Genomic DNA, 25,789 nt, shown 5'->3' on the forward strand with positions numbered 1-25,789 from the left:
GCCAGACCAGCAACACCGAGAACACTCTTACGCAGCAGCTTCGAGTTCATGAGACAGCTCCATTCGGGGGTAGACGCCACCAGCCCAAGGGGGGACGGACAGGCAACGCGAACGCCGTCAGGCGCCAAGAACAAGAGAGGGGAACCGACGCACCAAATCCGAGGGGGATTCACCGGACCAAGCTCACGGCGTCGGGTAGGGACACAACCACCTGCCGAGCCGGACCATTCCCGGGGGGATATCGGGAAGGCCCTCGCGGCGTCGGGATCACAACCACCGACCGGCCCGCATCATTCCCGGGATATCCGCGAGCCCTCGCAGCGCCGGGACCAGGTATAACGACCGACCGGCCCAGGTCATTCCGGCATCCGCCCACCACCCACCAGCGGGGTGAGGTCCTGCTCGGTCAGCCACCGGGTTACAGCGCCACCGACCCCACCCCGATTCCGCCCCGCAGCCACCCACCGGCACACACGAAAGCGGACATTCAATAACGAACGACGCATAACCCCTCCTCGCTTGCCGCAGGGTCGACAGGCCTCCCACCCGCACCCCCGCCCATTCCCCGTTGATCAAGAAGTTTTGGTGCAAATGCCGGAGGATCCACAGCTCAAACCTCTTGATCAACTCGTCCAAGCCCAAGCCCAAGCCCAAGCACGGGTCCGAGCCCGGGTCGGGGTCCGAGCCCGGGTCCGGGTCCGAGCACGAGTCCGGGTCCGAGCGGCCGGGGCTGGGTCCGGGTGGTGGGAACGTCGGAGACCTGGTCGCTGGGAAACGGACGGGTGCCACGATCGGCGCTACACCGCGCCGACCTCGCCTTCCGCCCACTGGTCACACGGTGCGGCAGGCGGACATCGACCGGATGCCGGTGCCCGCCAGGCTCGTGGCGGGACCTTCCGCGACGCCCGAGTCGGTCGGGCGGACACGTGACGGCAACGAAGATTTCTCATTTTCACCGGATCGGGTCCCAAGCCCACCTAGTGTTGGGCACACCGGTGCTAGTCGCGGAGTTGGCCACCCGAACGACGTCCCACGCAGTCAGCGGACGAAAAGTGAGGGAAGACGCGTATGAAGGCAACCAGAGTTCTCGTACCGGCTGCGGGCAGCATCGCCTTGGGCGCGCTGCTCATGCCCGGAGTCGCATGGGCGGACATCACGGTGTCACCGGCGACGACCCCGGTCGGGGGGACCGTCGTGCTCACCGCGACCACCTGCAACCCGAGCACCGGAGACGCGCTGTTCCGCGTCACCGGCCCCGACCGGGACCAGAACGTCCGCTCCACCACCGCCGCAGCCGGCGGCGGCCTGAGCGCCGAACTGTTCACCGCCGGTTTCACCCTCGGCACGTACACGGTGGCCGCCACCTGCGGGGACGGCACCTCGGACGGCAGCACGACGTTCACGGTCACCCCGATCGGTGGCGCCCAGGCCGGGGGCCGCACGAGCGACGACGGACTGGGCTCCCTGGCCACCGGGGCGACCCTGATCGCCACCGCGCTCGGTGGCGGCGTCATCCTGGCCCGTCGCCGCCGGCACGCCGAGGCCGCCGCGCGTCTCTGACGCGCCAGCACTCCATCCCATCCTGCGACGGGTGCCCGCGCCGTACGCCACGGTGCGGGCACCCGAGGGACACCGCACAACAGGTGTCCCGCCGACCGTCCGACATCCGTGAACGGAGGTGACCGTGCGGGCGTACCACGGGGGACGCGTGCTGCTCGCGCTGGTCGCGGCCGTCGGGGTGGCGCTGGTCGGCGCGGGGCTCGGGCGGATGCCGGCCGGACCGCCGCAGCCCGACGGCGCTGCGCAGCGGGCGGGCACCGCGCCGAGCCTGCCGCCGCTGCCGCGCGCCGAGCCCGTCGAGGTGCGGATCGAGGCCATCGGCGTACGCGCACCGCTGGTGCCGGTCGCCGCCGACGCCTCGGGCGCGTTGGAGGTGCCGCCGCTGGACCGCCCGCAGGTCGCCGGATGGTACCGGCCGGGTGCCAGCCCGGGTGAGATCGGCAACGCGGTCCTGGTGGGCCACGTCGACTCCCGGGACGGCCCGGCCGTCTTCTTCGAGTTGGGGCGGTTGCGTCCCGGCGACACCGTCCACATCGCCCGGGTCGACGCCACGGTGGCCCGTTTCACCGTGGACGCCGTCGAGGCGTACCCGAAGGAGCGGTTCCCCACCGACCTGGTCTACGGCCCCGGCGGCCTGGCCGGGCTGCGGTTGATCACCTGCGGCGGCCGGTTCGACCCGGCACGCGGCGAGTACGCCGACAACGTGATCGTCTTCGCCACCCGCACCGCGTGAGCCCGACACGGTGCGCCCGCACCGCGTGCGCCCGCGCGACTGGTGGCACTCGTTCGACCATCCGGACGCCGGGAAGACCTGAGCGTCCACGGCAGACCCGAGGAGCAACGATGGCCCAGGCAGCGATCAGGAAGAGCACCGGAGCAGGCGCGGCGGCGAAGCGGACGAGCCCGGCGGCGAAGCGGTCCACCGGAACGGCAGCCGCCAGGAAGACGACCGCCAAGGCGACCGGCGGCAGCGCCACGACCAGCAAGGCAGCCACCAGCACGACAGCCACCCGCAAGGCGGCGACCAGCAAGACGGCGGGCAGTAAGGCGGCGACCAGCAAGGCCGCGACCAGCAAGGCTGCGGCCGGTAAGGCCACCGGCAGGAAGGCCACGACCGGTACGACAGCGGCGACCTCCGCCCGGACGGCGCGGAAGAAGGCCGTCTCCGCCACCGCGGGTCCGACCCGGCGGCCCACCGCGAAGGCGACCGCCGCGAAGAAGGCCGCTGTCGCGAAGAAGGCACCCGCAGCGAAGAAGACCGCGACGAGGAAGGCCGCGACGAAAAAGGCCGCGACGAGGAAGGCACCGGCGGGCAAGGCCACCGGTGGTCGGGCGCCGGCCACGAAGACCGCCACGAAGAAGGCGGCGACCCGCAAGACGTCGGCCAGCCAGGCCACCGCCGCGCGGTCCCGGGCGGCGAGCGCGCCGAGGCCGGCCCGGAGGGCGACCACGATGGAGTCGTTCGGCAGTCGGCGCGGCGCACGGACCCGCTGACCGGCGCGTTACCCGTCGGACAGCCGGCTGAGGAAGCCCCGGACCTGCTCGCGGGCCCGTTCGGTGATCTCCGGACCGTGGGTGAAGGCGACCGCGTCGTACTCCAGCTCGCCGAGTACGTGGGCGGTCTGCCGGGTCATCTCGAAGTCGGTACAGAACGCCTTGACCGGCCACCGGATACCCGCCACGTTGAACAGCGCGTCGCCGGTGATCAGCACCCGGGTCGGCTCGTGCAGCAGCGACACGTGTCCCGGCGAGTGGCCGGGGGTGTGCACGACGCGCAGTCCACCGCCGACATCGAGCAGGTCCCCGTCGGTCAACGGCTGCGCCACCTCGAAGGCCGGGAAGCGGCCCCCGGCGAGGCGGCCGAACAGCCGGGCACCGGCGACGGTCGGATCCCTCGGCGGCGGGGTGCCGGACTCGGCGTACGGCATGTCGGCGGCGTGCACCGCGATCGGCGCACCGGTACGGCGAGCCACCTCGGCCGCTCCACCGGCGTGATCGGGATGGGCGTGGGTGAGCACGATCCGGGTCACGTCGGCCGGGTGCTTGCCGATGGCGGCCAGCCCGCGCACGATCCGGGCCGGTGCGCGACGTATCCCGCAGTCGACCAGGGTGACGCTGCCGTCGTCGTCGACCAGGGCGTACGAGTTGATGAAGGACCTGCCCACGGTGGGGATACGCCAGACACCCGGGGCGATGGCCACTGCGGCGGACCGCGCCATCGGCGCACCATACCATCCACCTCCCCCGATATCCGGGACGCGCGACGCCCCCGGCGTCATCCGTGGGGGCCGGTGCCGAGAGGATGACGAGGTGGCGAAGCGGAACAGGCGGACCGAGGTGACCGGGGCGTGCCCCTGCGGGCAGGGCATGCCGTACGCGGACTGCTGTGGGCGACTGCACCGTGGCGAGGCGGACGCGCCGACGGCCGAGGCGCTGATGCGCTCCCGGTACGCGGCGTTCGCCGTCGGTGACCGGGACTACCTGCTGCGCAGTTGGCACTCCCGCACCCGCCCGCCCCGGCTGCACCTGGACCCGGCGCAGCGGTGGACCGGGCTGGAGGTCGTCGGCACCGGCGGTGGCGGGCTGTTCGACAGCACCGGGACCGTGGAGTTCCGCGCCCACTACCGCGAGGGCCGCGATCCCGGCACGGTGACCGAACGCAGCCGCTTCGTCCGGGAGGACGGCCGCTGGGTCTATCTGGACGCCGAGCGGCCCTGAGCCGGGCACGCTCACGCGTCGATCCGGGCGGACGGCACGTCGACCGGTGCGCGTCGGGTCCGACCCGTACGGAGCATCTGTGCCGCCGCGACCAGCAGGTACGGCACGACGGCCAGGGCGAACGCCCACGTGGTGTCTGTGGCCGTGGCGAGCAGGCCGAAGCCGACGTACACCGCGATCGTGGTCAGGTCGGTGAGCGTGCCCGCCAGCGAGGTGACGGTGGCCCGGGCCGGGCCGCTGATCCGGGCCTGGAGGCGGGCGTCGGCCAGCACCGAGGCGAGTTGAAAACCGGCGAACGCGGCCGCGACCAGCAGGAACCCCACCGGTCGGCGGAGCAGCGCCCCCGCCGCCAGGAGCACCGCCGAGGCGGCCAGCAGCAGGGCGTACCCGCCGGTGCGCAGCCGCTGCCCGGCCGGGGCGAGCAGCCCACCGGCCATCTGCCCGAGGGTGACCACCAGCAGCAACAGCGGCACGGTGGTCAGGGCGACGCCGGTGTCCCGGGCCACCAGGGGGAGGTACTCCTCCAGCGCGCCCCAGATCGCGCTGACCACCGCCACCAGCAGCACCGCCGCGCGTACGGGCCGGTTGCCGCGCGCCTCGGCGACGCCCAGCCGTAGCCCCTGCCACCAGCCGGGCTCGTCCGGTTCGGAAGGCTCGGCGGCGGGACGCCGGTGTTCCGGGAAGCGGGTCGCGACGGCGGCGGCCAGCAGACAGGCCGCGACGCTGGCCGCCCCGACCGCCGGGTAGCCGCCGAGCCCGAGCACCGGACCGGCGAGCAGGATCGACCCGAGCACCCCGGCGGTGCCGGCGGTCCGGGCACGACCGATGGTCCGGGCGTACCGGTCGGCGGCGCCGACGTGGTCGAGTTCGTCGAAGACCAACGCCTCCAGCGCGCCGGAGGCGAGCGCACCACCGGCTCCCCAGAGCACGAACCCGACGGCGAACGCCGGATAGGACGGCAGGACCGTCCAGAGGCCGAAGCCGACGGCGCTGCACAGCGGTGCCAGGGCGAGCACCAGGCGGCGGGAGGTCGCGTCGGCCCAGGCACCGGCGGGGACCTCCAGCACCAGACCGGCCAGCGACCAGATCACGAACAGCGAGGAGATCTGCCCGACCGACAGCCCGGTGTCGGAGAAGAGCAGCACGTACACCGGGTAGAGCAGGATCAGGTCGGTGAGGAACGTGTACGCGTAGAGAGTGGCCGCCAGGCGACGGCCGGCGGCGGAAGCGAGGGTCATCGAGGCCGTCCGGATGGGTGGGGGCGATTACGGACACCGGTGTGCACGGTGTCCGAGGGCGGCCCCCGGCCTCGGTCGAGGCATCAATGTCGCCAGGTCATGCGGTGATCGTAAGCGGCGGCACCACCCGGTGCCACCCCGTTGCGGGCTCCGGCGGACCGTTGCCCGGAGACGAGGACTGCCGGACGCGTCGCGGGACGGGACCCATCGGTCCCGTCCCGCGAGGTGACGCCGTCGGCTCAGCGACCGGGCGGGTCGTCGGACTTCGGCAGGATGATCGTCGACTCGCTCTCGTCGGCCGAGGTTCGCGGCGCCGGCACGGTCGGGCCGGTCGACGTGACCTGGGTGGTGTCCGCGTCGTCGGTCGTCGCGGCGGACTGGCGCGGCAACGCGGTCGTGGCATCCGGGTCGTCGGAGTCCGCCACCGACTGACGCGGGAACGCGGTGGTGGCGTCGGGGTCCTCAGGGGCCGCCGCCGACTGGCGCGGGAACGCCGTGGTGGCGTCCGGGTCGTCGTGGCTCGCCGTGGACTGACGCGGCATCACCGTGGTGGCGTCGGAGCCGACGTGGGGCGGGGTGACGACCTGGGTCGCCTCCGGGTCGTCCGCCACCGGCGTACCCGCCGACGTTCCGGTCGCGAACACCGGCGTGGCGGGCGGCGGGCCGACGGCCGGCGCGCCGAAGGTCGCCCCAGCGGGCGGTACGGGTGCCGCCGCCGACTCGGCCAGCCGCCGCTCGGCGGCGATCCGCTGCTCCTCGCGTTCCCGGGCCGCCTCCGCCTCGCGTTCCCGGGCGGCCTGCTCCTCGCGCTCGCGGCGGCCGGCGGAGTAGGCGCGGGCGTGCTCGGCGATGGTCCGCGACTCCGTCTCGGCCCGGGACAGCCAGGACTCCCAGCGGCTCTGCATCGGACGGATCAGCCCGCCGCCGACCCCGACCACGAGGATGCCGCCGACGGTGGCGAGCACCGCGATCAGCACCGGAGTGGTGACGGCGGTGGCCACGCCGATCTGGTTCAGCGCCGCGATGATGCCGAGACCGAGGATGAACGCCGAGGCGATGGTGGCCAGCAGCCGGCCGTACGACAGTCCGCCGAGCGCACCCGAGATCAGGTCCTTGACGGCGCTGGCGATGGCGGCGGCGACCACCACGATGACGATGGCGACGAAGGCCCTCGGCAGCCAGGCGATGACCCCGGCGATCAGGTCCGAGATCGGGTTCGGTCCCCAGATGCCGAACGCCAGGTAGAGGGTGAGCAGCAGGATCCCGTAGTACGCGAGCCGCGCCACGATGTCGCTGGCGTCGTACCGGGAGCGGGCCAGCGCCCGACGGATGCCGCCACGTTCGACCGCCCGGTCGAAGCCGACGCGTTCCAGCAGCCGGCCGACGAGCTTCAGCACCGCCTTGGCGATCAGCCAGCCGGCCACCAGGATCGCCACGAAGGCGACGGCTTTGGGAAGGAAGAGGAGTATGGCGCGGAGGGTGTCCCCCACCGCATCGCCGAAGTTGTCTCGCATCCAAGGGTCCTTTGCACGGGCGGTCGGTTATTCCGGCCCGACCTACCCCCGGGCGTGGCGCGAGAAACGTCGCGGGTGTCCGCCGCTCAGCCCGGACAGGAGTACGCGACCTCGGTGACCGCCTGCGCCGACGACGGCGAGACGACGTTCACGGTGGCCGTCTCGGTGGTGCTGCCCACCCCGCTGAACGTCCACCGCAGGGTCAGTTCCACGGTCCGCTGCCCCGGGCCCACGCGCTCGGTCAGCAGGGCACCCGGCGCGCTCCCGGACCGCAGCCACTGGTACTCGACGGTGCCCGGGCGGCCGTTGGTGCGTACCGTGGCGACCACGTCGACGGTGACGTCGCACCGCTGTCCCGACGGCTGCGGCACCGCCACGCTGACGCCGCTGATCTCCAGCGGGTGCAGCCGCTGCCAGATCCAGAGCCCGACCGCCGCCAGCAGCGCGAGGGTGAGCAGCGTGGACAGCACCGACACCGAGCGACGCCAGCGGGACCTGCGGCGTGGTGCCGGTGCGGGGGTCGGCCACGCGGGGGCCGACGGCGGAGCGGCCGGCACGCCGGGCCCGAACCGCAGTTCACCGCCGGGTCCGGTGGTCGGTGCCGCGAGCGCACCCCGCGCGGCGCTCGTACGCACCGTCGGGGTCCCTGCCGGGTACGCGGTGGTCGTGCCAGGCGGCGGGTAGGTCGCCCCCTGGGTGGCGTCGAGGTCCGAGGTGGTCCACGGTGCCGTGACGCCGAGACGGGTGGTCGGATCGCCGTCGGCCCACCGGACCGTCGGTTCGTCGGACGGCGACACCGGCTGGGGCGGCAGGGCGTGGGTCGGATCGTCGGGCTGGGTCACGGCGGGTCTCCCGGGTCGTGGTGGTGCACGCGCCCGGTCAGCCCGGCGTGCAGTAGGAGTAGAGGGTGACGTACGTCGGGTCACCGGTGGTGGTGTTGCCGGCGGCGTCGGTCGCCACCACCGTCACCGGGATCCGGGCGGTGTTCCCGGGGTGGGGCAGGTCCGCGAGGACGCCCTGGAAGCGGTTGCCGCCGGCCGATGCCATCCGCCGCTCGTACGTCTGCTTCTCGATCGTGTAGCGGACGCGGACCCGCAGGTCGTCGGCGTCCGTGCGGTCGTCCTGGACGAGTGCGGTGACGGTGCTCGTGGTCGGCCCGTACGGGCAGCCGGCGGGATCGAGTGTGGTCGGGCTCGCGGCGACCCGACCGACGGTGGGTGCGGTGACGTCCGGTGGCGGCGGCGGGCTGGTGCTCGTCGACGGTGACGGATCGGCCGTGGACGGTGTGGGTTCGCCGGTGGGGGTCGGCGAGTCGGTCGGGTCGGCCGTGGCGGTGCCGCCGGTCGGGGTGGGGGGCGTGACGGACGTCGGGGTGGGAGTGGCGGTGGGTCCGGGCGTCGGCGTGGGGGTCGGTGCGGCCTCGGTCGGCACGGGTGAGCTGGTCAGGTCGGTGGTCACCTCGGACGCCGCACCGGTCGGCACCGGCGCCTCCTCCATCGCGTAGCCGAGCCCGGCGCCGCCGACCAGCATGGCCGCCACCAGGCCACCACCGACCAGCGCGGCCCGGGCCCGGCCGGTCCGCCGCGACGTCGGTCGGCGGCCGGAGCCGTCGTCGGCGGTGCTCGCGCCGAGCGCGGTGGTGGCCACGCTGACGGTGCCACCGTTGCCGTCCCGGAACGGGAACAGGGCGGCCAGCAGCGCGGCCCGCTGGGCCAGCTCGCGCAGCCCGCGCTCCTCCCAGTCCGCCCCGTACGCGCCGATGGCCGTCTCCTCCAACTCGGCGAGGAAGACCCGGGCGGGCTGCGGCCGGTCGGCGGGACGTTTGGCCATGCCGTGCCGCAGCAGCCCGTGCACCGGTCGCGGGGCTCCGTCGGTGGGGATCGGCGCACGCGCGTGCTGTCGGCGCAGGGTGGCCAGGTCGCCCCCGTCGTACGGGGGGCGGCCGGTCAGGCACTCGAAGAAGGTCGCGGTGGCGGCGTAGATGTCGCACGCCGGTTCGGCCGGGGCACCCGTCCACTGCTCGGGGGCCATGTAGCGGGGGGTGCCGGTGACGCTGCCACCGGCGTCGGCGCCGACCGGCATGGCGATGCCGAAGTCCGCCAACTTGCTGGTGCCCTCGGCGGTGACCAGCACGTTCTCCGGCTTGTAGTCGCGGTGCACCACGCCGTGCGCATGCGCGGCGGCCAGCCCGGCCAGTGATCCCTTGAGGACACAGAGCGCCGACTCGGGTGTGGTGGGCCCCTGCGCGCGCAGCATCTGGCGCAGCGAGACGCCGTTCACCAACTCCATCACGATGGCCGCGCCGTCGGGTGCCTCGACGTACTCGTAGAGGCGGCAGACGTACGGGTCGTCGATCTCGGCCAGCAGTCGGGCCTCGTCCCGGAAGGCGTACCGGAACAGCTCGTCGTAGAGCTGCCCGGTCAGGTACTTGATCGCGACCGGGGTGCCGGTGACGTCGTGCACGGCGAGGTCGACGGTGCCGGACGCGCCGGCACCGAGCCGCCGGACCAGGGTGTATCCGGGAACCTGCCATCCGGTCATGTCGCCGCTCCCCGCGCTCCGCCCAGCGTGAGGGTGGGCACGCTGCTCATTGTGGCCGCCCGTGGCGGCGGGACCATCCGCCCGACAGGTGCCGTCGTCGGCCGGGTGGCCGCCCGCCGGCTCGTCCGATCGACGAGGTGACCGCCGGACGATCCGGCGGTCGCCGCGCGATGGTCGGTCTCGGACACGCCGTCAGAGGTAGCACCTCGGGTCAACACCTGCGGCGCGATCGCCACGGCGGGTCCGGATGTCGACGTCCGTCGACCTCTGGCGCCGGGCACGGCTTCGGCAATATCCTCCACCTCAGGATCAATTCGTGGCGCTGGTTTTCACACGCGCGCCCATCCCGGAGGAGACGCCATGCCTGCCGAGCACACCGAGTGGGACCGCCGGACGATACTGCGCGCGGGCCTGGGCGCCGCCACGGTCGCCGTCGTCGGGACCGGCCTCGCCCGCCCCGCGCCGGCCCGGGCCGGCGACGACCTGGACTGGATCATCGGCTGCGACGAGTGGGGCGCCCGACCGGCGACCGGCCCGCTGGCGGTCAGCGCGACACCCACCAACAAGATCATCGTGCACCACATGGCCTTCCCCAACGTCACCGACCACTCGCGGGAACGGGCGGTCGCGCTCGCCCGGGAGTGCCAGGACCTGCACGTCGACGGCAACGGCTGGTCGGACACCGGCCAGCACTTCACGGTCAGCCGGGGCGGGTACGTCCTGGAGGGCCGGCACGGCAGTCTGGACCGACTACGGGCCGGTGACCGGCAGATGATCGCCGCCCACTGCCCCGGGGAGAACGGGCGGGCCATCGGCATCGAGAACGAGGGCACCTACGTCGACCAGACCCCGCCGGCCGCGCTGCTGGACTCGCTGGTGCGGCTCTGCGTGGCCGTCTGCCGCCGGTACGGTCTGCACGCGCACGACATCTTCGGACACTGGGACTTCCGCACCACCCAGTGTCCCGGCGCGGCCTTCTACCGGCAGTTCCCGACGCTGCGCCGCCGGGTCTTCCACGCCCTGGGCACGCCACGGCGCGACGTGCCGGTCCGCCGTTGGCCGGACGTGTGGCGCTTCGTCAACGCCCCCACCGTCCGCGTGGCGCAGCACCTGCTCGCCCACCACGGCTACCCCGTGGAGCCGACCGGCACCTTCGACCCGGCCACCGTGGCGGCGGTGCAGGACTGGCAGGCCCGCCAGGGGCTCCCGGTCGACGTGGACGCCACGCTGACCGCCGCCACCTGGGAGACCCTCGCCCCGGGCCTGGGCCGAGGCGGCGTCGGGCGGCCGGTCACCGCCGCGCAGGAGTTGCTCGCCGTCAAGGGGTACGCGGACGTGGCGCCGACGGGTGTGCTCGACGAGCCGACCCGAGGAGCGGTCCGCGACCTCCAGGCGCTGCACCGCCTGCCCCGCACCGGCACCGTCGACACCGACACCTGGTGCGCGATCGTCGGCGGGGTGGTGCGGCAGTCCCTGGTCCGTGGCTGAGCCGGGACGTTTGACCTGGCCCGGAGCCGGAAAGTGTGGCGGGATGAGATGGGCTCGTCACGCCGTACCCGCCGCCGTCGCCGCACTCGCCGCGCTCGCCGCACGCGATCTGCTCCAACGCGAACACGCGCTGCGTCGCAACTTCCCGGTGCTCGGCCGGGCACGCTACCTGCTGGAGTCGATCGGGCCGGAACTGCGGCAGTACATCGTCGCCGGCAACAACGAGGAACGCCCGTTCACCCGCGACCAGCGCCGTTGGGTGTACGCCTCGGCGAAGCAGGAGAACAACTACTTCGGGTTCGGCACCGACAACGACATCGAGTACACCGCCGGTTATCCGATCATCAAGCACCGTACCTTCGGTCGGACGGTCCCCCCGTCGATCCCGACCATGGGCCACGACGTACGGCTGCCGGTCGCCAAGGTGCTCGGCGCGGCCCGGGGTCGCGCCCGCGCCTTCCGGCCCGAGTCGGTGGTGTCCATCAGCGGAATGAGCTTCGGTTCGCTGTCCGGCCGGGCCGTCGAGGCACTGAACCGGGGCGCGGCCCTCGCCGGCTGCCTGCACAACACCGGCGAGGGCGGGGTGTCCCCGTACCACCGCAACGGCGGTGAGCTGATCCTCCAGATCGGCACCGCGTACTTCGGGTGCCGCGACGACCGGGGCCGGTTCGACCTGGCCCGACTCAAGGACGTGGTGGCCGCCAACCCGGTCCGGGCGTTGGAGATCAAGCTCAGCCAGGGCGCCAAGCCGAGCCTCGGCGGGCTGCTGCCGGCGGCGAAGGTCTCCGCCGAGATCGCCGAGACCCGGGGCATCCCGGTCGGCCGGGACTGCGTGAGCCCGTCCCGGCACGCCGAGTTCTCCGACTGCGACAGCCTGCTCGACTGGGTGGAGCTGCTGGCCGCCGAGACCGGCCTGCCGGTCGGCATCAAGTCCGCCGTCGGCGACCTGGGGTTCTGGACCGAGCTGGCGGACCTGATGCGGGACACCGACCGGGGCGTCGACTTCGTCAGCGTCGACGGCGGTGAGGGCGGCACCGGCGCCGCACCGATGATCTTCACCGACTCCGTGTCGCTGCCGTTCCAGCAGGGCTTCGCCCGGGTCTATCCGATCTTCGCCGAGCGTGGCCTGCACGAGCAGGTGGTGTTCGTCGGCGCCGGCAAGCTCGGCCTGCCCGACAACGCGGTGGTCGCGTTCGCCCTCGGTTGCGACATGCTCGCCGTCGGGCGGGAGGCGATGCTGGCCATCGGCTGCATCCAGGCGCAGAAGTGCCACGACGACAGCTGCCCGACCGGGGTCGCCACCCAGAACGCCTGGCTGGCCCGGGGCCTGGACCCGACGTCGAAGGCCGACCGCGCCGCGCACTACATCAAGACCCTGCGGCGCGACCTGATGAAGGTGGCCGAGGCCTGCGGGGTGGAACACCCCGGTCTCATCGACGCCGACTCCGTCGAGATCCTGGGCGGCCGCACCAGTTCCACCCCACTGCGCGAGGTGTACGGCTACCAGCCCGACTGGGGCCTGCCCTCGGCCGCCGACCGGAAGGCGATCGTGGACCTGATGTCCACCGAGGCCCCCCAGGGCGGCAGCGCTCCCCCGTCGCGCACCGCCCGCAGATGAGTCCCCGAGCCCGCTGACCGACCGCCTCACCGCAGCTCATCGCCTGCTTTAGAACATGTGTGCGATGATGGCGGCGTGTCGGTCGACGCCACCATCCTGCACGCGGACCTGGACGCGTTCTACGCCTCGGTCGAGCAGCGTGACGACCCTCGGTTGCGGGGTCGCGCGGTGCTCGTCGGCGGCGGCGTGGTGCTGGCCGCCAGCTATCAGGCCAAGGCAAGGGGTGTCCGCAGCGGCATGGGCGGGGCGCAGGCCCGCCGGCTCTGCCCGGAGGCGGTCGTCGTCCCGCCCCGGATGGCGGCGTACACGGCGGCCAGCCGGGCGGTGTTCGAGATCTTCCGGCGGACCACCCCGCTGGTCGAGGGGCTCTCGATCGACGAGGCGTTCCTCGACGTGGGTGGTCTACGGCGACTGGCCGGGACACCGGCCGACATCGCGGCACGGTTACGCGAGGTGGTGCGGGAGCAGGTCGGGCTGCCGATCACGGTCGGGGTGGCGCGGACGAAGTTCCTGGCCAAGGTGGCCAGCGGCGCGGCCAAGCCGGACGGGCTGCTGGTCGTGCCGCCGGCCGGTGAGCTCGCCTTCCTGCATCCGCTGCCGGTCGACCGATTGTGGGGAGTCGGGCCGGTGACCGCCGCGAAGCTGCGCCAGCACCGCATCCGGACCGTCGGCGACGTGGCCCGGCTCGGCGAGGCGACCCTGGTGTCCCTGCTCGGCGCGGGCGTCGGTCGGCACCTGCACGCCCTGGCCCACAACCGCGACCCACGCCCGGTGCAGGTGGGCCGACGGCGCGGCTCGATGGGCGCCCAGCACGCGCTGGGCGCGGCGGGGCACGGTCCGGCCGAGTGGGACGCCGTCCTCGCCGGGCTGGTCGACCGGGTCACCCGGCGGATGCGATCGAGCACCCGCACCGGGCGGACGGTCACGCTGCGGCTGCGGTTCGCCGACTACACCCGGGCCGCCCGCTCGCGCACGCTGGCGAAGCCGACCGCCGACACGGTCACGGTGCTCGGCACCGCGCGGGCGTTGCTGCGGACGGCGCTGCCCGAGATGGAGCGGCGCGGCGTGACGCTGATCGGCGTGGCGGTCGGCAACCTCGGCGACGGGCACGTACAACTCACGTTGCCCTGGCACGCCGCGCCGCCCACGGCGGAGTTGGACGCGGCGGTCGACGCGGTCCGGGACCGGTTCGGCTCGACCGCCCTGACCCGTGGCGCGCTGCTCGGCCGCGACACCGGCCCGGAGATGCCGCTGCTGCCCGACCCCTGACCTCGGGCGGCGCGGGCCGGGCAGTTCCGAGGACCGGGGTCGAACGCCTCCGACAGCCCGGTCACCGCACGAGCCGGGCGTCCGCGTCGGCGGCGGGGAGCGCGGTGGCACGGGGTGCGGCGATGCCCGCGCCGGACCGGACGTCGGAGAGCCGGTCGAGGCGGGCCTGCGGCGCGGGCCGCCAGAGCCCGGTCACCGGGTGCCCGTCCACCCGGACGAGGCGACACCGCTCCTGGTAGCCGGCGCGGCGATAGAGGCGGCGGTCGGCACCGTGGTGCGCCTCGGCGTAGGTGGGCAGCCCGAGCGTGTCCATCCACCGGTGGCTACCGGCGAGGAGCGTGGCCGCCTGCCCCACCCGGTCGGTGTCCGGCGGCGCGGCGAGCAGGGCCAGGTGCTGGTGGGGTTCCTCGGGGCGCCGTGCGGCGAGAACCTCGTCGAACCGGCGGAAGCGTCCGGCGTGCCCGCCGCAGGCGTCGGCGAGCCGCTCGTCGTAGCGGGGCGGTGGCGGGATCGGCCGGTACCGGTGGAACCAGACGCTGGCTGCCGCTCCGTTCGCCAACAGGAACGCGTCGCCGAAGAGGAGGGCGTGTTCGACCCAGATCCGGGCCACGGCGGCGAGGACGGCGGGACGCCGTCGCGGATCGGGTACGAGCCACGCCCCGGCGGCGGTCGGTGCGACGGCGGCGGTCACGAGGTCGACGATCCAGTCGATGTCGCTCCAGCGGGCGCGGTGGACCGGCGGGGTGACCTGCACGGGGGCTCCTGTGTCGTCGGGCCGGTCCGCTTCGCTGACACGGACGTCGGAGAAGGCCGGTGCCGTACGGTCACGACCGGCGAACGCGAACGACCCTAACCCACAGCGATGCTCCGATCACATAGTGCTCGATGTGTCGTGACAGTGACACTTCGGACGGACTACTCCCAGCGGTTGACGAGTGGATGTGCACTGGGCACACTGCCCGGCATGGCATTCGGCCCCGTCACTCGGGCGTCCACTGGCCGGAGGAACGGGCCGACGGACACCACCGGCCCGACGCGCCAGGTGGACCGGGTGGCGCGTACCCGGCGCGGCGCGCCCTGGCTCTGGGCGTTCCTGGTGGTGGCGGTCGTGGAGCTGGTCGCCGTGGCGGCCGACGCAACCGTGGTGCAGTGGCTGGCCAAGCCGCTGCTCGCGCCGCTGCTGCTGGGGTGGCTGTGGCGGGTACGCGGACAGACCGGCCCGGTCGCTCTCGCGCTGGTCTTCGCCACCGCCGGTGACATCGCGCTGCTGGTGCCGGGCGAGGTCGCGTTCCTGGTGGGGATGGGCTGCTTCCTCGGTACGCAACTGGCGCTGATCACCGCGTTCGTCCGGCATCGGCGGCCGCCGGTGCCCGCGCTGGCCGGATACCTGCTGCTCTGGGCAGGCGCGATCGCGCTGCTGTGGCCGCGCCTCGGCGACCTGCGCTGGCCGGTGCTCGGGTACGGCCTGGCGCTGAGTCTGATGGGCGCGACCGCGACCGGCGTCAACCGCCGGGTCGCGGTCGGCGCCGCGCTGTTCCTCGTGTCGGACCTGCTGATCGGCCTCGGCGCGGCCGGCACCACGCTGCCCGCACACGGGGTGCTGGTGATGACGACCTACAGCGCGGCACTGCTGCTGATCACCACGGGCTGGGCGGCGCGCGCCGACGAGCCCGCTCAGACCGGCGGCATCAGCCCGCCCCGGTAGGCGGCGGCAACGGCCTGGGCACGATCACGCAGTCCGAGTTTCATCAGCACCCGGCCGACGTGGGTCTTCACCGTCGCGTCGCCGATGTGCAGCCGGGCGGCGATCTCGGCGTTGGACAGCCCGTGCGCCATCTGCACCAGCACCTGCCGCTCCCGGTCGGTGAGCCGGTCCAGCTCGGCGGTGGTGGGCGCGCGGTGCTCGCCGAGCGCCGCGAACTCGGTCAGCAGGGTCCGGGTCACCGCCGGGTCCAGCCACGCCTCCCCCGCCGCGACCGCGCGGACAGCCAGGGTCAGTTCGTCGGGTACGGCGTCCTTGAGCAGGAACCCGGACGCGCCGGCCCGCAGCGCGGCGCGGACCGCGTCGTCCACGTGGTAGGTGGTGAGGACGAGGACCCGCACCTCGGCGGTGTCGGTGGTGATCTGGCGGGTGGCGGCCACCCCGTCGGTGCCCGGCATCCGCACGTCCATCAGCACCACGTCGGGGCGTATCCGGCGGGCCAGCTCGACTGCGGCGGCACCGTCGTCGCACTCGCCGACCACCTCGATGTCCGCCTCGGCGGCGAGCAGCATGGCGATCCCGGACCGCACCAGCGGCTGGTCGTCGGCGAGCAGCACCCGGATCACGAGGTCACCGCCACCGTCGGTGCGGCGCGCAGCGGCAGTCGCGCGTACACCCGGAAGCCCTCGCCCGGCAGCGGCCCGGCGGCCAGCTCGCCGCCGACCACGGCGACCCGCTCGCGCAGGCCGAGCAGGCCCCGCCCGGTGGACGGCAGTCCGCCGGTCGCCGTGCCGCCGGTGTCGCGGACCTCGACCTCCAGGTCGTCGCCCCAGGTGAGCCGCACGGTGGCGGTGGCCTGCGGGCCGGCGTAGCGGGCGGTGTTGGTCAGCGCCTCCTGCACCGTCCGGTAGGCGGCCAGGCCCACACTCGCGTCCACCGGTCGCGGCGGGCCGTCGACGGTCAGGGTGACCGGCAGTCCGGCGTCCCGCATCCGGACCACCAGCTCGTCGACCTCGGCGGGCCCCGGATGCCGGTCCTCGGCGGGTGCGGGCGGGTCACCGGGCGCGATGACGGCGAGCATCCGCCGCAGTTCCTCGACGGCCTGCCGGCCGGCCTGCTCGATGTGGGCCAGCGCCTGACCGGCCCGGTCCGGGTCGGTCGTCACGATCCGGCGGGCGCCGCCGGCCTGCAACAACATCACCGTGACGCTGTGCGCGACGATGTCGTGCAACTCTCGGGAGATCCGGGCCCGTTCGTCGGTCACGGCCCGCTGCGCCTCGACCACCCGCAGCCGCTCGGCGGCGGCGAGCCGACGCCGGTTGCTGCCGGCCCACCGGCCCAGCGCCCACGTCCCGGCGACGACCGTGGCGTAGACCAGGGCGAGACCGACGAAGACGGCGGTACGGCGACCGGCGTCCTCCCGTCCCGCCAGCCACGCCTCGTTGGCGGCGATCACCAGGTACGGCGCCAGCGCCGGGACGGTGGCCCAGGCGCGGTCGGCCGGCGCGTGGGCGCCCACCGCGTAGAGGGCCACCAGCACGCCGAGCACCGGCTGGTAGCCGGGCACCAGCGCGGTGCCGACCAGGCCGAGCGCCCAGACCAGCGCGAACACGGTGACCGGTGCCCGGCGACGCCAGAGCAGGGCGACCGGGGCGAGCGCCGCGAAGGCCACCAGCAGGAGCGTCGAACCGTCGGGTCCGGCCCGCCCCAGGTCGGAGCCGGCGGTGGAGAAGAGCGCCAGGTCGAGCACCCAGACCGCCACGGCGACCAGGACGTCCCGCCCGGCCGGTCGGCGGGTACCCGCCGACGGTTCCACGGTCGTCGCCACCGAGGGTGCCGGGGTGGCCTGCGTGGGCGGGGACCCGGTGGCGGTCGGAGGTCTGGGTGGGGTGGTCATCGGGGGCCGTGCGGCTGGCAGAAGCAGAACAGGATGCAGAAGCCGCCGGTCATTTCCCGCAGCGAGTCGAACCGGTGCTCGGCGCGGCGCGGCTCGCGTTGGGCCTGCTCCAGCTCACCGGCCCGACGGAGCAGATCCTCGTCGATCAGGTGGATGTCGTCCCGGACGATCTCCTGCCGACGCAGCGCCTCCCACAGGTCACCACCGGCGGCCTCGATCGCCTCGGCCAGGGCGGCCGGGTCGGCGGCACCGACCTGCGTGCGATAGCCGGAGGTCCGGCCGAGGGCGGCGACGAGCGCCAGCGGCGCCCGGTCGGTCAGCCCGAACCGCCGCCACTTCCACACCGGCGCCACCTCGACCGGCAGGTGTTCGGCCAGTCCGGCGGGGAAGATCACGACCTCGAGGTCGGCGTGCGGGTCGAGCAGCAGCTTCGGCGGGTCGGGTACGAGCACCTGGTCGCCGTCGATCAACACACCGGCGGCGAGGTGACCGGCGGCCCGGTCGGTCGCACGACGGTCCTGGATGGAGACTCTGATCTCGGCGCGGATGGCCGTGTCGACGCACACTCTGGTTCCTCCGGGGCAGCGGGTGCGTGAACCGTAGGCCGAAAACGATCATCCGGCTGTCAGATACCGACACCGAATCCGTCCATCCGCCGCTTGACAACTCCCCCCTCCACCCCCTCTCCCCTCCCACCCCCACCCCACCCCACCCCCGTCCGGGTTGATCAAGGAGTTTGGGTCACGATCCACGAGGAGACAGGACCCAAACTCCTTGATCAACGAGGCGAGAGCGGGGTTGGGGGTGGGGTTGGGGGCGGGGGTGGGTGGAGGGCTGGGGGTGGGGTGGGTCAGGGCTGGGGGTAGAGGGCGGCTATGTCGTCGGCGAAGTGGGACTCGACGGCGTTCCTTTTGATCTTGAGGGTGGGGGTCAGCTCGCCGTCGGCCTCGGTCAGGTCCCGGACCAGGATGCGGAAGGTCTTGACCTGTTCGGCGCGGGAGACCGTGCGGTTGGCCTTGTCGATGGCGTGCTGGATCTCGCCGCGCAGGCGCGGGTCGTCGCGCAGGGACGCCAGCGAGGCGCCGGAGTGCCCGTGGCTGTCCCGCCACCGGAGCCACGCCTGCGGGTCGACCGTGACCAGCGCGGAGACGTACGGGCGACCGTCGCCGACCAGCATCGACTGGCTGACCAGCGGATGCGCGCGGATGAGTTCCTCGATCGGCGCGGGCGCGACGTTCTTGCCCGCCGCGGTCACCATGATCTCCTTCGTGCGGCCGGTGATACGCAGGTAACCGTCGTCGTCGAGCCGGCCGAGGTCACCGGTGCGCAGCCAGCCGTCGTCGGTCTTCGCCTCCCGGGTGGCCTCGGGATTGTTCCAGTACCCCGGGAACACCACCTCGCCGCGAACGTGGATCTCCCCGTCGTCGGCGATGCGGACGCGCACCCCGGGCAGCGGCCGACCGACCGTGCCGATCCGGATCGCGGTCGGCAGGTTGGCCGCGAGGGCCGGGGAGGTCTCCGTCAGCCCGTACCCCTCCAGCACGGTGATGCCCGCGCCCCGGAAGAAGTGTCCGAGCCGCTCCCCCAGCGGCGCCCCGCCGACGATCGCCATCCGGCACCGCCCGCCGAGGGTGGCCCGCAGCCGGCGGTACGCGACGAGGTCGAACACCAGGTGGGCCAGGCGCAGCGGCAGTCCGGGCCCGCCCGAGTGGTCCAGGGCCCGGCTGTACCGAACGGCCACCTTCTCGGCGAGGGTGAACAGCACGCCCCGGTGACCGTCCTGCGCCGTTTGCCGGGCCTGGTCGTACATCTTCTCGAACATCCGGGGCACGGTGAGGATGAACGTGGGCCGGAAGCGGCGGAGTTGGTCGAGCACGCCGGACATGTCGGCGCTGTGCACCATGGTGGCCCGGCTGTGCACCATGCCGACCTGGATCAGCCGGGCGAAGGCGTGCGCCAGCGGCAGGAACAGCAGCGTCGACGCGCCGGGGTGCAGCAGTTCGGGCAGTACGGCGGTGGCGTTGCCGATGTCGGTGGAGATGTTGCAGTGGGTCAGCACGCAGCCCTTCGGCGCGCCGGTGGTGCCGCTGGTATAGACGATCGTGGCGATGTCCCGGCCGGTCACCGCCGCGCGGCGGCGGTCCACCTCGTCGGCCTCGACGGCGCGGCCCTGGGCCGTCAACGTGATCAGGTCACCCGCGTCGATGCGCCAGGTCTGGTGCAGCTCGGGCAGGTCCGGCCGCAGTCCGGTCACCGTGGCGGCGTGGTCCGCGGTCTCCACCACGCAGCCGACCGCACCGGAGTTGCTCAGGATCCAGCGGATCTGGTCGGTGCTGGAGGTGTCGTAGATCGGCACGGTGACCGCGCCGATGGACCAGAGCGCGTAGTCGACCACGGTCCACTCGTACCGGGTCCGGCTGAGCAGCCCTACCCGGTCGCCGTGCGCGATGCCGACCGCGAGGAAGCCCCGGGCCAGCGCCGACACGTCGTCGCGGAACTGCCGGCAGGTCACCGGCAGCGGGCCGCCGCGCCCGGAGCGCCGCACCGGCCACGAGCGCGGATCCGGGTCGGGGCGTACGAACTGCACGGCGTCCGGGTCCTCCGCCGCGTTGTGCCACACCCGGTCGGCCAGGCTGCCGTCCTCGCCGCCGACGATCGGATCAACCGCTGTCTCCCGCACGTCCGCCCACCTGCCGTCGCGTCCCCGTCCGGCTGATGGTGGCCCTGCGACGCGAGCGCGGTCCCGGGAACCCGAAAAACCCGTCCGGCGTCACCCGACCGGTGGTAGGGCCGGTTCCGTCAGGGCGACCCGAGGGCGTCAGCACCCCAGTTGCAGGCGCGCCTTGAAGCGCAGGGTGCCCATCGGTACGACGTCGCCGCAGCGGACGGTGCCGACCTCGATGTTGTCGAAGGTCGTGTACGTCTGCGTGCCCTCGCGTACGACGATGTATTGCACACCCAGCGGACCGACGTGACGGAGACACCTGAACCAGGTGTACTCACCGGAGACGGCCCGGGTGCCCTTGTAGAGGCCGTAGTAGCCGGGCTCGTTGAAGCTCCAGCGCATGCTCGTCGTCTCGGTGTCCGTACTGGCTCTGGTGTTCTGCACGGAGAATCCGACCTTGACCGAGACCTTCGTGAAGATCGCACCGGCGGAGCTGCTCACCTCGACACTGCCACCGATGGTCGTACTCACCGAACTGACCTTGGTCAGGGTCTCGGTCCGCTCACCGGTCGTGCCCGGGGCGATGTTCAGGCTCATGAAATGGGTCAGCGTCGGGTTCACCTCGGAGGCGAGGATCTCGTACCACGGGCCACCGGTGGTGTTCGGCCCGCACCAGCCGCGCGGCGGCCAGATCAGATCGGCCCGGGCCGGGGTCGCGATCGCCAGTGTGGAGAGCAGGATGAGAACGGTCACCGCACCGATACGCCGGGCTTGTCGTGCTATGCGACCGACAGACATCACGGGCCTCCAAGCCGAGAGAATTACGACGAGTATGGAGGCCGACCGATCTAGTAGCCATCGGCTTGATCACTCGGCATGTGCACGAAGCAACAGAGCGCGTCGAATCGGTCGCAGCCAGTCGAACGGTGACGATCGGTATCAATGGCGGGTGCAGACGCGGACGGCGGTGGCCCGACCGGGACAAGCCGGGACCACCGCCCCCCACGCGCCGTCCGACGGGTTACGCCGGAGGCTCGGCCACCGCGGGTACGCCGGCGGCCAGGTCACGCACCGGTAGGCCGAGTCGCCGTACCGCCGCCTCGATCAGGTCCCCGGTGGTCAGTTGCAGGTCGAGCACCACGCCGCGCTCGTCGCGCCAGAGCGGTTCCAACGTCGCGGTCTGCGAGTCCAGCAGACTCGCCGGCATGTAGTGGCCGGCCCGCAGCGACATCCGTTGCCGGATCGTCTCGGTCGGGCCGTCCAGGTGCACGAAGTCGACGCTCGGCGGGCCCTGCCGCAGCACGTCGCGGTAGGAACGCTTCAACGCCGAGCAGGCCAGCACCGTCGACACGCCCTCCCGGTGCCGGTCGGCCATCCACCCGGCCAGGGCCCGCAGCCACGGCCACCGGGCGTCGTCGTCGAGCGGTACGCCCGCCCGCATCCGCGCCACGTTGGCCTCGGAGTGGAACTCGTCGGCCTCGGCGAACACCAGCCCGGTCAGCGCGGCGACGCCCTGGGCCACGGTGGTCTTGCCCGCGCCCGACACCCCCATCACCACGATGTGCCGGGTCGGTGAGTCACCAGTCATGGACCGTGCCGTCCATCAGCCGGTTGAACGGCAGATAGGCCGGCTGGTACGGGAACCGCGCGGCGGCCTCCTCGTCGAGTTCGACACCGATGCCCGGCTGCTCGCCCGGGTGCAGGTAGCCGTCGGCGAAGGTGAACGACTGGCGGAACACCTCGTTGGTAAGCGGGCCGTGACGCATGTACTCCTGGATGCCGAAGTTGTGGATGGCCAGGTCCAGGTGCAGCGCGGCGGCCATGCCGACCGGCGAGATGTCGGTCGGGCCGTGGATACCGGACTTGATCTGGTACTGCGCGGCGAAGTCGAGCAGCTTGCGCATCGCCGTGATGCCACCGGTGTGGGTGACGGCGGAGCGCACGTAGTCGATGAGCTGCTCCCGGATCAGGGTCTGGTAGTCCCACACCGTGTTGAAGATCTCGCCGATGGCCAGCGGCGTGGTGGTGTGGTGACGCACCAGCCGCAGCGCCTCCTGGTTCTCCGCCGGGGTGCAGTCCTCCAGCCAGAACAGGTCGTACGGCTCCAGCGCCTTGCCCAGCTTGGCGGCCTGGATCGGCGTCATCCGGTGGTGGCCGTCGTGCAGCAGCGGCAGCTCCGGGCCGAACTCGCCACGGACCGCCTCGAAGACACCGGGCAGGTGACGCATGTACGCGCGGGTGTCCCAGTCCTCCTCGGCCGGCAGCGGGGTGCGCTGGGCCGGCTCGTAGTCGTAGCGCTTGCCGTCGGTGCTGGGTTGCGCGGCGACCCCGTACACGGCGTTGATGCCGGGCACCGACGTCTGCACCCGGATCGACCGGTAGCCCTGGTCGAGGTGCGCGCGGATCGAGTCGAACAGCTCCGGCAGGTCCCGCCCCGAGGCGTGCCCGTACGCCATGATGCCGGTGCGGGACGCGCCACCGAGCAGCTGGTAGAGCGGCATCCCGGCGGCCTTGGCCTTGATGTCCCAGAGCGCCACGTCCACCGCGGCGATGGCGGCCATGGTCACCGGTCCCCGCCGCCAGTACGCCGAGCGGTAGAGGAACTGCCAGGCGTCCTCGATGCGGTGCGCGTCCCGGCCGATCAGCAGCGGGACGACGTGGTCGCGCAGGTACGAGGCGACCGAGAGTTCACGCCCGTTGAGTGTGCCGTCGCCCAGGCCGGTGATGCCATCCTCGGTTGTGATCTTCAAGGTGACGAAGTTGCGGTCCGGACTGGAGACGATGACGTCTGCAGCGACGATCTTCACGAGGGTGCCTTTCTCGCAGGTGATGCTCAGCGAAGGGTGGTGCCGGCGGCGTTGCCGGTGATCAGGGACAACTCGTCGCGGCGGGGTAGGCCCTCCCAGTCGCCGTGTCCGGCGACCGCGAACGCCCCGAGCGCCACCGCGCGCCGGAGCCGGTCGGTCAGGTCCAGCCCGTCCAGGTGCCCGGAGAGGTAGCCGGCGGTGAACGCGTCACCCGCACCGACGGTGTCGACGGCGGTGACCGGCACCGCCGGCACGTGCTCCACTCCGTCGACGGTCCAGGCGCGGACGCCGTCGGCACCGAGCTTGACCAGCACCGTCGACACGCCCCGCCGGAGCAGGTCGGCGGCGGCGTCACGCTCGTCGGCCCCGGCCTCGGCGACCAGGTCCAGCTCGTCGGTGGAGGCCACCACGACCGAGGCGTACCCGGCCAGCGGGGTCAGGGTCGCCCGAGCCTCCTCCCGGGACCACAGCCCGGCCCGGTAGTTGACGTCCAGGCTGACCGCGATGTCGGACTCGGCCGCAGTGCGGACCGCCCAACTCGCCGCAGCCCGCGCGCCCTCGGACAGGGCCGGGGTGATCCCGCTCAGGTGCAGCAGGCGGGCCCCGGCGGCGAGCGGAGCACGCAGGTCGTCGACGTCGAGCGCCGCGCCCGCCGAACCGGCCCGGAGGTAACGCACCCGGGACACGTCGGCGGTCCGCCGCTCCAGGAACATCACCCCGGGCGGGCGCTGCGGGTCCCGCCGTACGTCGGTGGTGTCGACGCCCTCGGCGCGCAACTGCCGCAGCACGAACTCGCCCAGCTCGTCGTCGCTGATCCGACCGGCCCAGGCCGCCCGGTGACCGAGCCGCGCCACCCCGATGGCCACGTTGGACTCGGCACCGGCCAGGTGCATGGTCAACGGTCCGCCGGCCGCCAGCGGGCCGGACGACCGCAACGACACGAGCGCCTCACCGATGGTGAGCAGATCCCGCCGAGGCTCGCTCATGCCGTCTCTCCGCGCACCGCGTCGAGGTAGCGGCGGGCGCGGTCGCGGAGCGCGTCGAGGTCTCCGCCGGAGGCGGCGTCGCCCACCAGCGGGCCGCCGACGCCGACGGCGATCGCGCCGACCGCCAGGTAGCCGGGCATCTCGGCCAGGCCGACCCCGCCGACCGCGACGAACGGGATGTCCGGGAACGGGTCACGGAGTGCCTTGAGGTACCCGGGTCCGCCGACCGAGGCCGGGAAGAGCTTGACCACGCTCGCCCCCGACCGCACCGCCGTGTACGCCTCGGTCGGGCTCAGCGCGCCGGCCGCCACCGGCAGGCCCCGCCGGGCCGCCTCGGCGACCGACTCGACCACGGCCGGCGTCACCACGAACTGCGCGCCGGCCGCCGCCACGTCGGCCACGTCGGCCACGGTGAGCACCGTGCCGGCGCCGACGAACGTGTCGGCCGGCGCGTCGGCCCGGATGGCCGCGATGGCATCGAGCGCGTTCGGGGTGGTCAGCGCCACCTCCACCGCGCGGACGCCCTCGGCCAGCAGGGCCGTGCCGGCGGCGATGGCGGCGGCGGTGTCGGTGCCCCGGATGATGGCCAGCACCCGGGATCGGGTGAGTTCGGCGGTGAGATCGAAGGTCATGGTCACCACTCCGCGTACGAGCCGTCGGGGTGCCGGAACATCGGGCTGCGCCAGGCGTGGCCGCGCTTGTCGGCCGCCCGCACCGCCTGCTCGTCGATCTCGATGCCCAGCCCCGGTGCGGTGAGCCGCTGCACGTACCCGTCGACGAAGGTCAGCGGCTGCTGGTCGACGCAGTAGTCCAGCACCTCGGCGCCGAGGTTGTAGTGGATGCCGATGCTCTGCTCCTGGATCAGGTAGTTCGGCGTGGCGAAGCCGACCTGGAGGCAGGCGGCCAGCGCGATCGGCCCGAGCGGGCAGTGCGGGGCGAGCTGCACGTCGAACGTCTCGGCCAGCGCGGCGATCTTGCGTACCTCGGTGATGCCACCGGCGTGCGCGAGGTCCGGCTGGGCGACCGCGATACCGGCCTGGAGCACCGGCAGGAACTCCTGCCGGTTGTACAGCCGCTCCCCGGTGGAGACCGGCGTGCTGGTGGAGCGGACGAACTCACCGATCAGGTGGGAGTTCTCCGGCACCACCGGCTCCTCCAGGAACAGCGGCCGGAACGGCTCCAGCAGCGGCGCGACCCGGCGGGCGTTGGCCAGGGTGAACCGGCCGTGGAAGTCCACGGCCACGTCCCGCTCGTCGCCGAGCACCTCCCGGGCGGCGGCGACCCGCTGCACCACCGCGTCGAGTTCGGCGACGGAGGCGAGCGGGCTCATCCGCCCGGACGCGTTCATCTTGACCGCGGTCAGGCCGGACTCGACCCGGGCGGCGATGTGGTCCCGGACCTCGTTCGGTTCGTCACCGCCGACCCAGCCGTAGACCCGGATCCGGTCCCGGACGGGCCCACCGAGCAACTGGTGCACGGGCGCACCGTACCGCTTGCCGGCGATGTCCCACAGCGCCTGGTCCAGGCCGGCGACGGCGCTGGCCAGGATCGCCCCGCCGCGATAGAAGGAGCCCTTGGTCATCACCTGCCAGTGGTCCTCGATGCGCAGCGCGTCCTGCCCGACGAGCAGCTCGGAGAGCTGCTCGACGGCGGTGCGGACGGTCTCCGAGCGGCCCTCGCAGGTGGCCTCGCCCCAGCCGACGAGGCCGTCGGTGGTCTCCACCCGCACGAACAGCCAGCGGGGTGCGACGAGGAAGGTCTCGACGCGGGCAATGGTGGTCATGAT

General features: G+C 73.2%; 23 protein-coding genes and 1 pseudogene. 7 read left to right on the plus strand and 17 right to left on the minus strand.

The features are described from left to right. The first annotated feature begins 1,068 nt into the window (after positions 1 to 1,068). Together ACWDVW_RS22320 and ACWDVW_RS22325 are read left to right on the plus strand one after the other, a co-directional pair. Positions 1,069 to 1,560 carry a hypothetical protein gene (locus ACWDVW_RS22320; protein ID WP_449951954.1) on the plus strand — a complete coding sequence of 164 codons (492 nt, stop codon included), beginning with the start codon at positions 1,069 to 1,071 and terminating at the stop codon, positions 1,558 to 1,560. Positions 1,561 to 1,684: 124 nt separating this feature from the next. Further along, positions 1,685 to 2,293: a class F sortase gene (locus ACWDVW_RS22325; RefSeq protein ID WP_449951956.1), complete on the plus strand. Its 609-nt coding sequence runs from the start codon at positions 1,685 to 1,687 to the stop codon at positions 2,291 to 2,293. On the opposite strand, the gene ACWDVW_RS22330 is transcribed toward ACWDVW_RS22325, so the two are convergent. Both ACWDVW_RS22330 and ACWDVW_RS22335 read right to left on the minus strand, forming a co-directional pair. Then, a complete protein-coding gene (locus ACWDVW_RS22330; RefSeq protein ID WP_449951959.1) occupies positions 2,214 to 2,957 on the minus strand; it encodes a hypothetical protein in 744 nt (247 codons plus the stop codon). The genes ACWDVW_RS22325 and ACWDVW_RS22330 overlap by 80 nt on opposite strands. A gap of 105 nt (positions 2,958 to 3,062) precedes the next feature. Then, the gene (locus ACWDVW_RS22335) at positions 3,063 to 3,779 is read right to left on the minus strand and encodes an MBL fold metallo-hydrolase (RefSeq protein WP_449951962.1); all 717 of its coding nucleotides are present in this window, start codon (positions 3,777 to 3,779) and stop codon (positions 3,063 to 3,065) included. Positions 3,780 to 3,927: 148 nt separating this feature from the next. Here ACWDVW_RS22335 and ACWDVW_RS22340 point away from each other — a divergent pair, with 148 nt between their 5' ends. Beyond that, a complete protein-coding gene (locus ACWDVW_RS22340) occupies positions 3,928 to 4,278 on the plus strand; it encodes a YchJ family protein (RefSeq protein WP_449952139.1) in 351 nt (116 codons plus the stop codon). Positions 4,279 to 4,289: 11 nt separating this feature from the next. Here the strand turns inward: ACWDVW_RS22340 and ACWDVW_RS22345 are convergent, their stop codons facing one another. The 4 genes and pseudogenes from ACWDVW_RS22345 to ACWDVW_RS22360 form a co-directional block, all read right to left on the minus strand. Further along, complete coding sequence (locus ACWDVW_RS22345) at positions 4,290 to 5,516, minus strand: MFS transporter (RefSeq protein WP_449951965.1); 1,227 nt, start codon at positions 5,514 to 5,516, stop codon at positions 4,290 to 4,292. Positions 5,517 to 6,318: 802 nt separating this feature from the next. Next, a pseudogene (locus ACWDVW_RS22350) lies at positions 6,319 to 7,030 on the minus strand (membrane protein); the annotation flags it as partial. An 86-nt stretch (positions 7,031 to 7,116) separates the two neighbouring features. Continuing rightward, the gene (locus ACWDVW_RS22355; RefSeq protein WP_449951968.1) at positions 7,117 to 7,872 is read right to left on the minus strand and encodes a hypothetical protein; all 756 of its coding nucleotides are present in this window, start codon (positions 7,870 to 7,872) and stop codon (positions 7,117 to 7,119) included. 37 nt (positions 7,873 to 7,909) lie between these two features. Continuing rightward, positions 7,910 to 9,571 (minus strand): serine/threonine-protein kinase, encoded by a 1,662-nt coding sequence (locus tag ACWDVW_RS22360; protein ID WP_449951971.1) that lies wholly within the window; start codon positions 9,569 to 9,571, stop codon positions 7,910 to 7,912. Between the two features lie 360 nt (positions 9,572 to 9,931). On the opposite strand from ACWDVW_RS22360, the gene ACWDVW_RS22365 reads away from it, so the two are divergent. The 3 genes from ACWDVW_RS22365 (at position 9,932) to dinB (ending at position 13,946) form a co-directional block, all read left to right on the plus strand. Beyond that, entirely contained in the window at positions 9,932 to 11,059 is a 1,128-nt protein-coding gene (locus ACWDVW_RS22365; RefSeq protein ID WP_449951972.1) for a peptidoglycan recognition protein family protein, read from the plus strand. A gap of 43 nt (positions 11,060 to 11,102) precedes the next feature. Further along, the gene (locus ACWDVW_RS22370) at positions 11,103 to 12,677 is read left to right on the plus strand and encodes a glutamate synthase-related protein (protein WP_449951975.1); all 1,575 of its coding nucleotides are present in this window, start codon (positions 11,103 to 11,105) and stop codon (positions 12,675 to 12,677) included. A gap of 75 nt (positions 12,678 to 12,752) precedes the next feature. Next, the gene (gene dinB / locus ACWDVW_RS22375; RefSeq protein WP_449951976.1) at positions 12,753 to 13,946 is read left to right on the plus strand and encodes a DNA polymerase IV; all 1,194 of its coding nucleotides are present in this window, start codon (positions 12,753 to 12,755) and stop codon (positions 13,944 to 13,946) included. Positions 13,947 to 14,007: 61 nt separating this feature from the next. Here dinB and ACWDVW_RS22380 read toward each other — a convergent pair whose 3' ends face one another. Then, positions 14,008 to 14,700: a hypothetical protein gene (locus tag ACWDVW_RS22380; protein ID WP_449951979.1), complete on the minus strand. Its 693-nt coding sequence runs from the start codon at positions 14,698 to 14,700 to the stop codon at positions 14,008 to 14,010. 210 nt (positions 14,701 to 14,910) lie between these two features. Here ACWDVW_RS22380 and ACWDVW_RS22385 point away from each other — a divergent pair, with 210 nt between their 5' ends. Further along, complete coding sequence (locus tag ACWDVW_RS22385; RefSeq protein ID WP_449951981.1) at positions 14,911 to 15,651, plus strand: lysoplasmalogenase; 741 nt, start codon at positions 14,911 to 14,913, stop codon at positions 15,649 to 15,651. Here the strand turns inward: ACWDVW_RS22385 and ACWDVW_RS22390 are convergent. The 10 genes from ACWDVW_RS22390 to dgoD all read right to left on the minus strand — a co-directional run bounded on the left by ACWDVW_RS22390 (position 15,621) and on the right by dgoD (position 25,786). After that, positions 15,621 to 16,274 (minus strand): response regulator, encoded by a 654-nt coding sequence (locus ACWDVW_RS22390; protein WP_449951984.1) that lies wholly within the window; start codon positions 16,272 to 16,274, stop codon positions 15,621 to 15,623. The genes ACWDVW_RS22385 and ACWDVW_RS22390 overlap by 31 nt on opposite strands. Next, positions 16,271 to 17,476: a sensor histidine kinase gene (locus ACWDVW_RS22395; protein WP_449951987.1), complete on the minus strand. Its 1,206-nt coding sequence runs from the start codon at positions 17,474 to 17,476 to the stop codon at positions 16,271 to 16,273. The genes ACWDVW_RS22390 and ACWDVW_RS22395 overlap by 4 nt, the downstream gene beginning before the upstream one ends. A gap of 65 nt (positions 17,477 to 17,541) precedes the next feature. Further along, positions 17,542 to 18,111, minus strand: a complete 570-nt coding sequence (locus ACWDVW_RS22400; RefSeq protein ID WP_449951989.1) for a hypothetical protein — start codon at positions 18,109 to 18,111, stop codon at positions 17,542 to 17,544. A 284-nt stretch (positions 18,112 to 18,395) separates the two neighbouring features. Then, entirely contained in the window at positions 18,396 to 20,225 is a 1,830-nt protein-coding gene (locus ACWDVW_RS22405) for an AMP-dependent synthetase/ligase (protein ID WP_449951992.1), read from the minus strand. A gap of 138 nt (positions 20,226 to 20,363) precedes the next feature. Continuing rightward, a complete protein-coding gene (locus tag ACWDVW_RS22410; protein ID WP_449951994.1) occupies positions 20,364 to 20,963 on the minus strand; it encodes a hypothetical protein in 600 nt (199 codons plus the stop codon). Between the two features lie 268 nt (positions 20,964 to 21,231). Next, positions 21,232 to 21,798, minus strand: a complete 567-nt coding sequence (locus tag ACWDVW_RS22415; protein ID WP_449951997.1) for a gluconokinase — start codon at positions 21,796 to 21,798, stop codon at positions 21,232 to 21,234. Next, positions 21,788 to 23,017: a D-mannonate dehydratase ManD gene (gene manD / locus ACWDVW_RS22420; RefSeq protein WP_449952000.1), complete on the minus strand. Its 1,230-nt coding sequence runs from the start codon at positions 23,015 to 23,017 to the stop codon at positions 21,788 to 21,790. The genes ACWDVW_RS22415 and manD overlap by 11 nt, the downstream gene beginning before the upstream one ends. A 26-nt stretch (positions 23,018 to 23,043) precedes the next feature. Beyond that, positions 23,044 to 24,003 (minus strand): sugar kinase, encoded by a 960-nt coding sequence (locus ACWDVW_RS22425; protein WP_449952003.1) that lies wholly within the window; start codon positions 24,001 to 24,003, stop codon positions 23,044 to 23,046. Beyond that, positions 24,000 to 24,635: a bifunctional 4-hydroxy-2-oxoglutarate aldolase/2-dehydro-3-deoxy-phosphogluconate aldolase gene (locus ACWDVW_RS22430; protein WP_449952006.1), complete on the minus strand. Its 636-nt coding sequence runs from the start codon at positions 24,633 to 24,635 to the stop codon at positions 24,000 to 24,002. The genes ACWDVW_RS22425 and ACWDVW_RS22430 overlap by 4 nt, the downstream gene beginning before the upstream one ends. A 2-nt stretch (positions 24,636 to 24,637) precedes the next feature. Further along, on the minus strand, positions 24,638 to 25,786 hold the full coding sequence (gene dgoD / locus ACWDVW_RS22435) for a galactonate dehydratase (RefSeq protein WP_396750594.1): 1,149 nt from the start codon (positions 25,784 to 25,786) through the stop codon (positions 24,638 to 24,640). Positions 25,787 to 25,789 lie beyond the last annotated feature (3 nt).

This window comes from Micromonospora sp. NPDC003241 (genome assembly GCF_053589795.1).

Excerpts from the sequence above, each read along its gene's own strand:
- ACWDVW_RS22370 (WP_449951975.1), top strand. The coding sequence starts at position 11,103 with ATGAGATGGGCTCGTCACGCCGTACCCGCCGCCGTCGCCGCACTCGCC.
- ACWDVW_RS22320 (WP_449951954.1), top strand. The coding sequence starts at position 1,069 with ATGAAGGCAACCAGAGTTCTCGTACCGGCTGCGGGCAGCATCGCCTTG.
- dgoD (WP_396750594.1), bottom strand. The coding sequence starts at position 25,786 with ATGACCACCATTGCCCGCGTCGAGACCTTCCTCGTCGCACCCCGCTGG.
- ACWDVW_RS22415 (WP_449951997.1), bottom strand. The coding sequence starts at position 21,798 with ATGACTGGTGACTCACCGACCCGGCACATCGTGGTGATGGGGGTGTCG.
- ACWDVW_RS22335 (WP_449951962.1), bottom strand. The coding sequence starts at position 3,779 with ATGGCGCGGTCCGCCGCAGTGGCCATCGCCCCGGGTGTCTGGCGTATC.
- ACWDVW_RS22365 (WP_449951972.1), top strand. The coding sequence starts at position 9,932 with ATGCCTGCCGAGCACACCGAGTGGGACCGCCGGACGATACTGCGCGCG.
- ACWDVW_RS22430 (WP_449952006.1), bottom strand. The coding sequence starts at position 24,635 with ATGACCTTCGATCTCACCGCCGAACTCACCCGATCCCGGGTGCTGGCC.
- ACWDVW_RS22360 (WP_449951971.1), bottom strand. The coding sequence starts at position 9,571 with ATGACCGGATGGCAGGTTCCCGGATACACCCTGGTCCGGCGGCTCGGT.
- ACWDVW_RS22340 (WP_449952139.1), top strand. The coding sequence starts at position 3,928 with ATGCCGTACGCGGACTGCTGTGGGCGACTGCACCGTGGCGAGGCGGAC.
- ACWDVW_RS22385 (WP_449951981.1), top strand. The coding sequence starts at position 14,911 with ATGGCATTCGGCCCCGTCACTCGGGCGTCCACTGGCCGGAGGAACGGG.
- ACWDVW_RS22425 (WP_449952003.1), bottom strand. The coding sequence starts at position 24,003 with ATGAGCGAGCCTCGGCGGGATCTGCTCACCATCGGTGAGGCGCTCGTG.
- ACWDVW_RS22345 (WP_449951965.1), bottom strand. The coding sequence starts at position 5,516 with ATGACCCTCGCTTCCGCCGCCGGCCGTCGCCTGGCGGCCACTCTCTAC.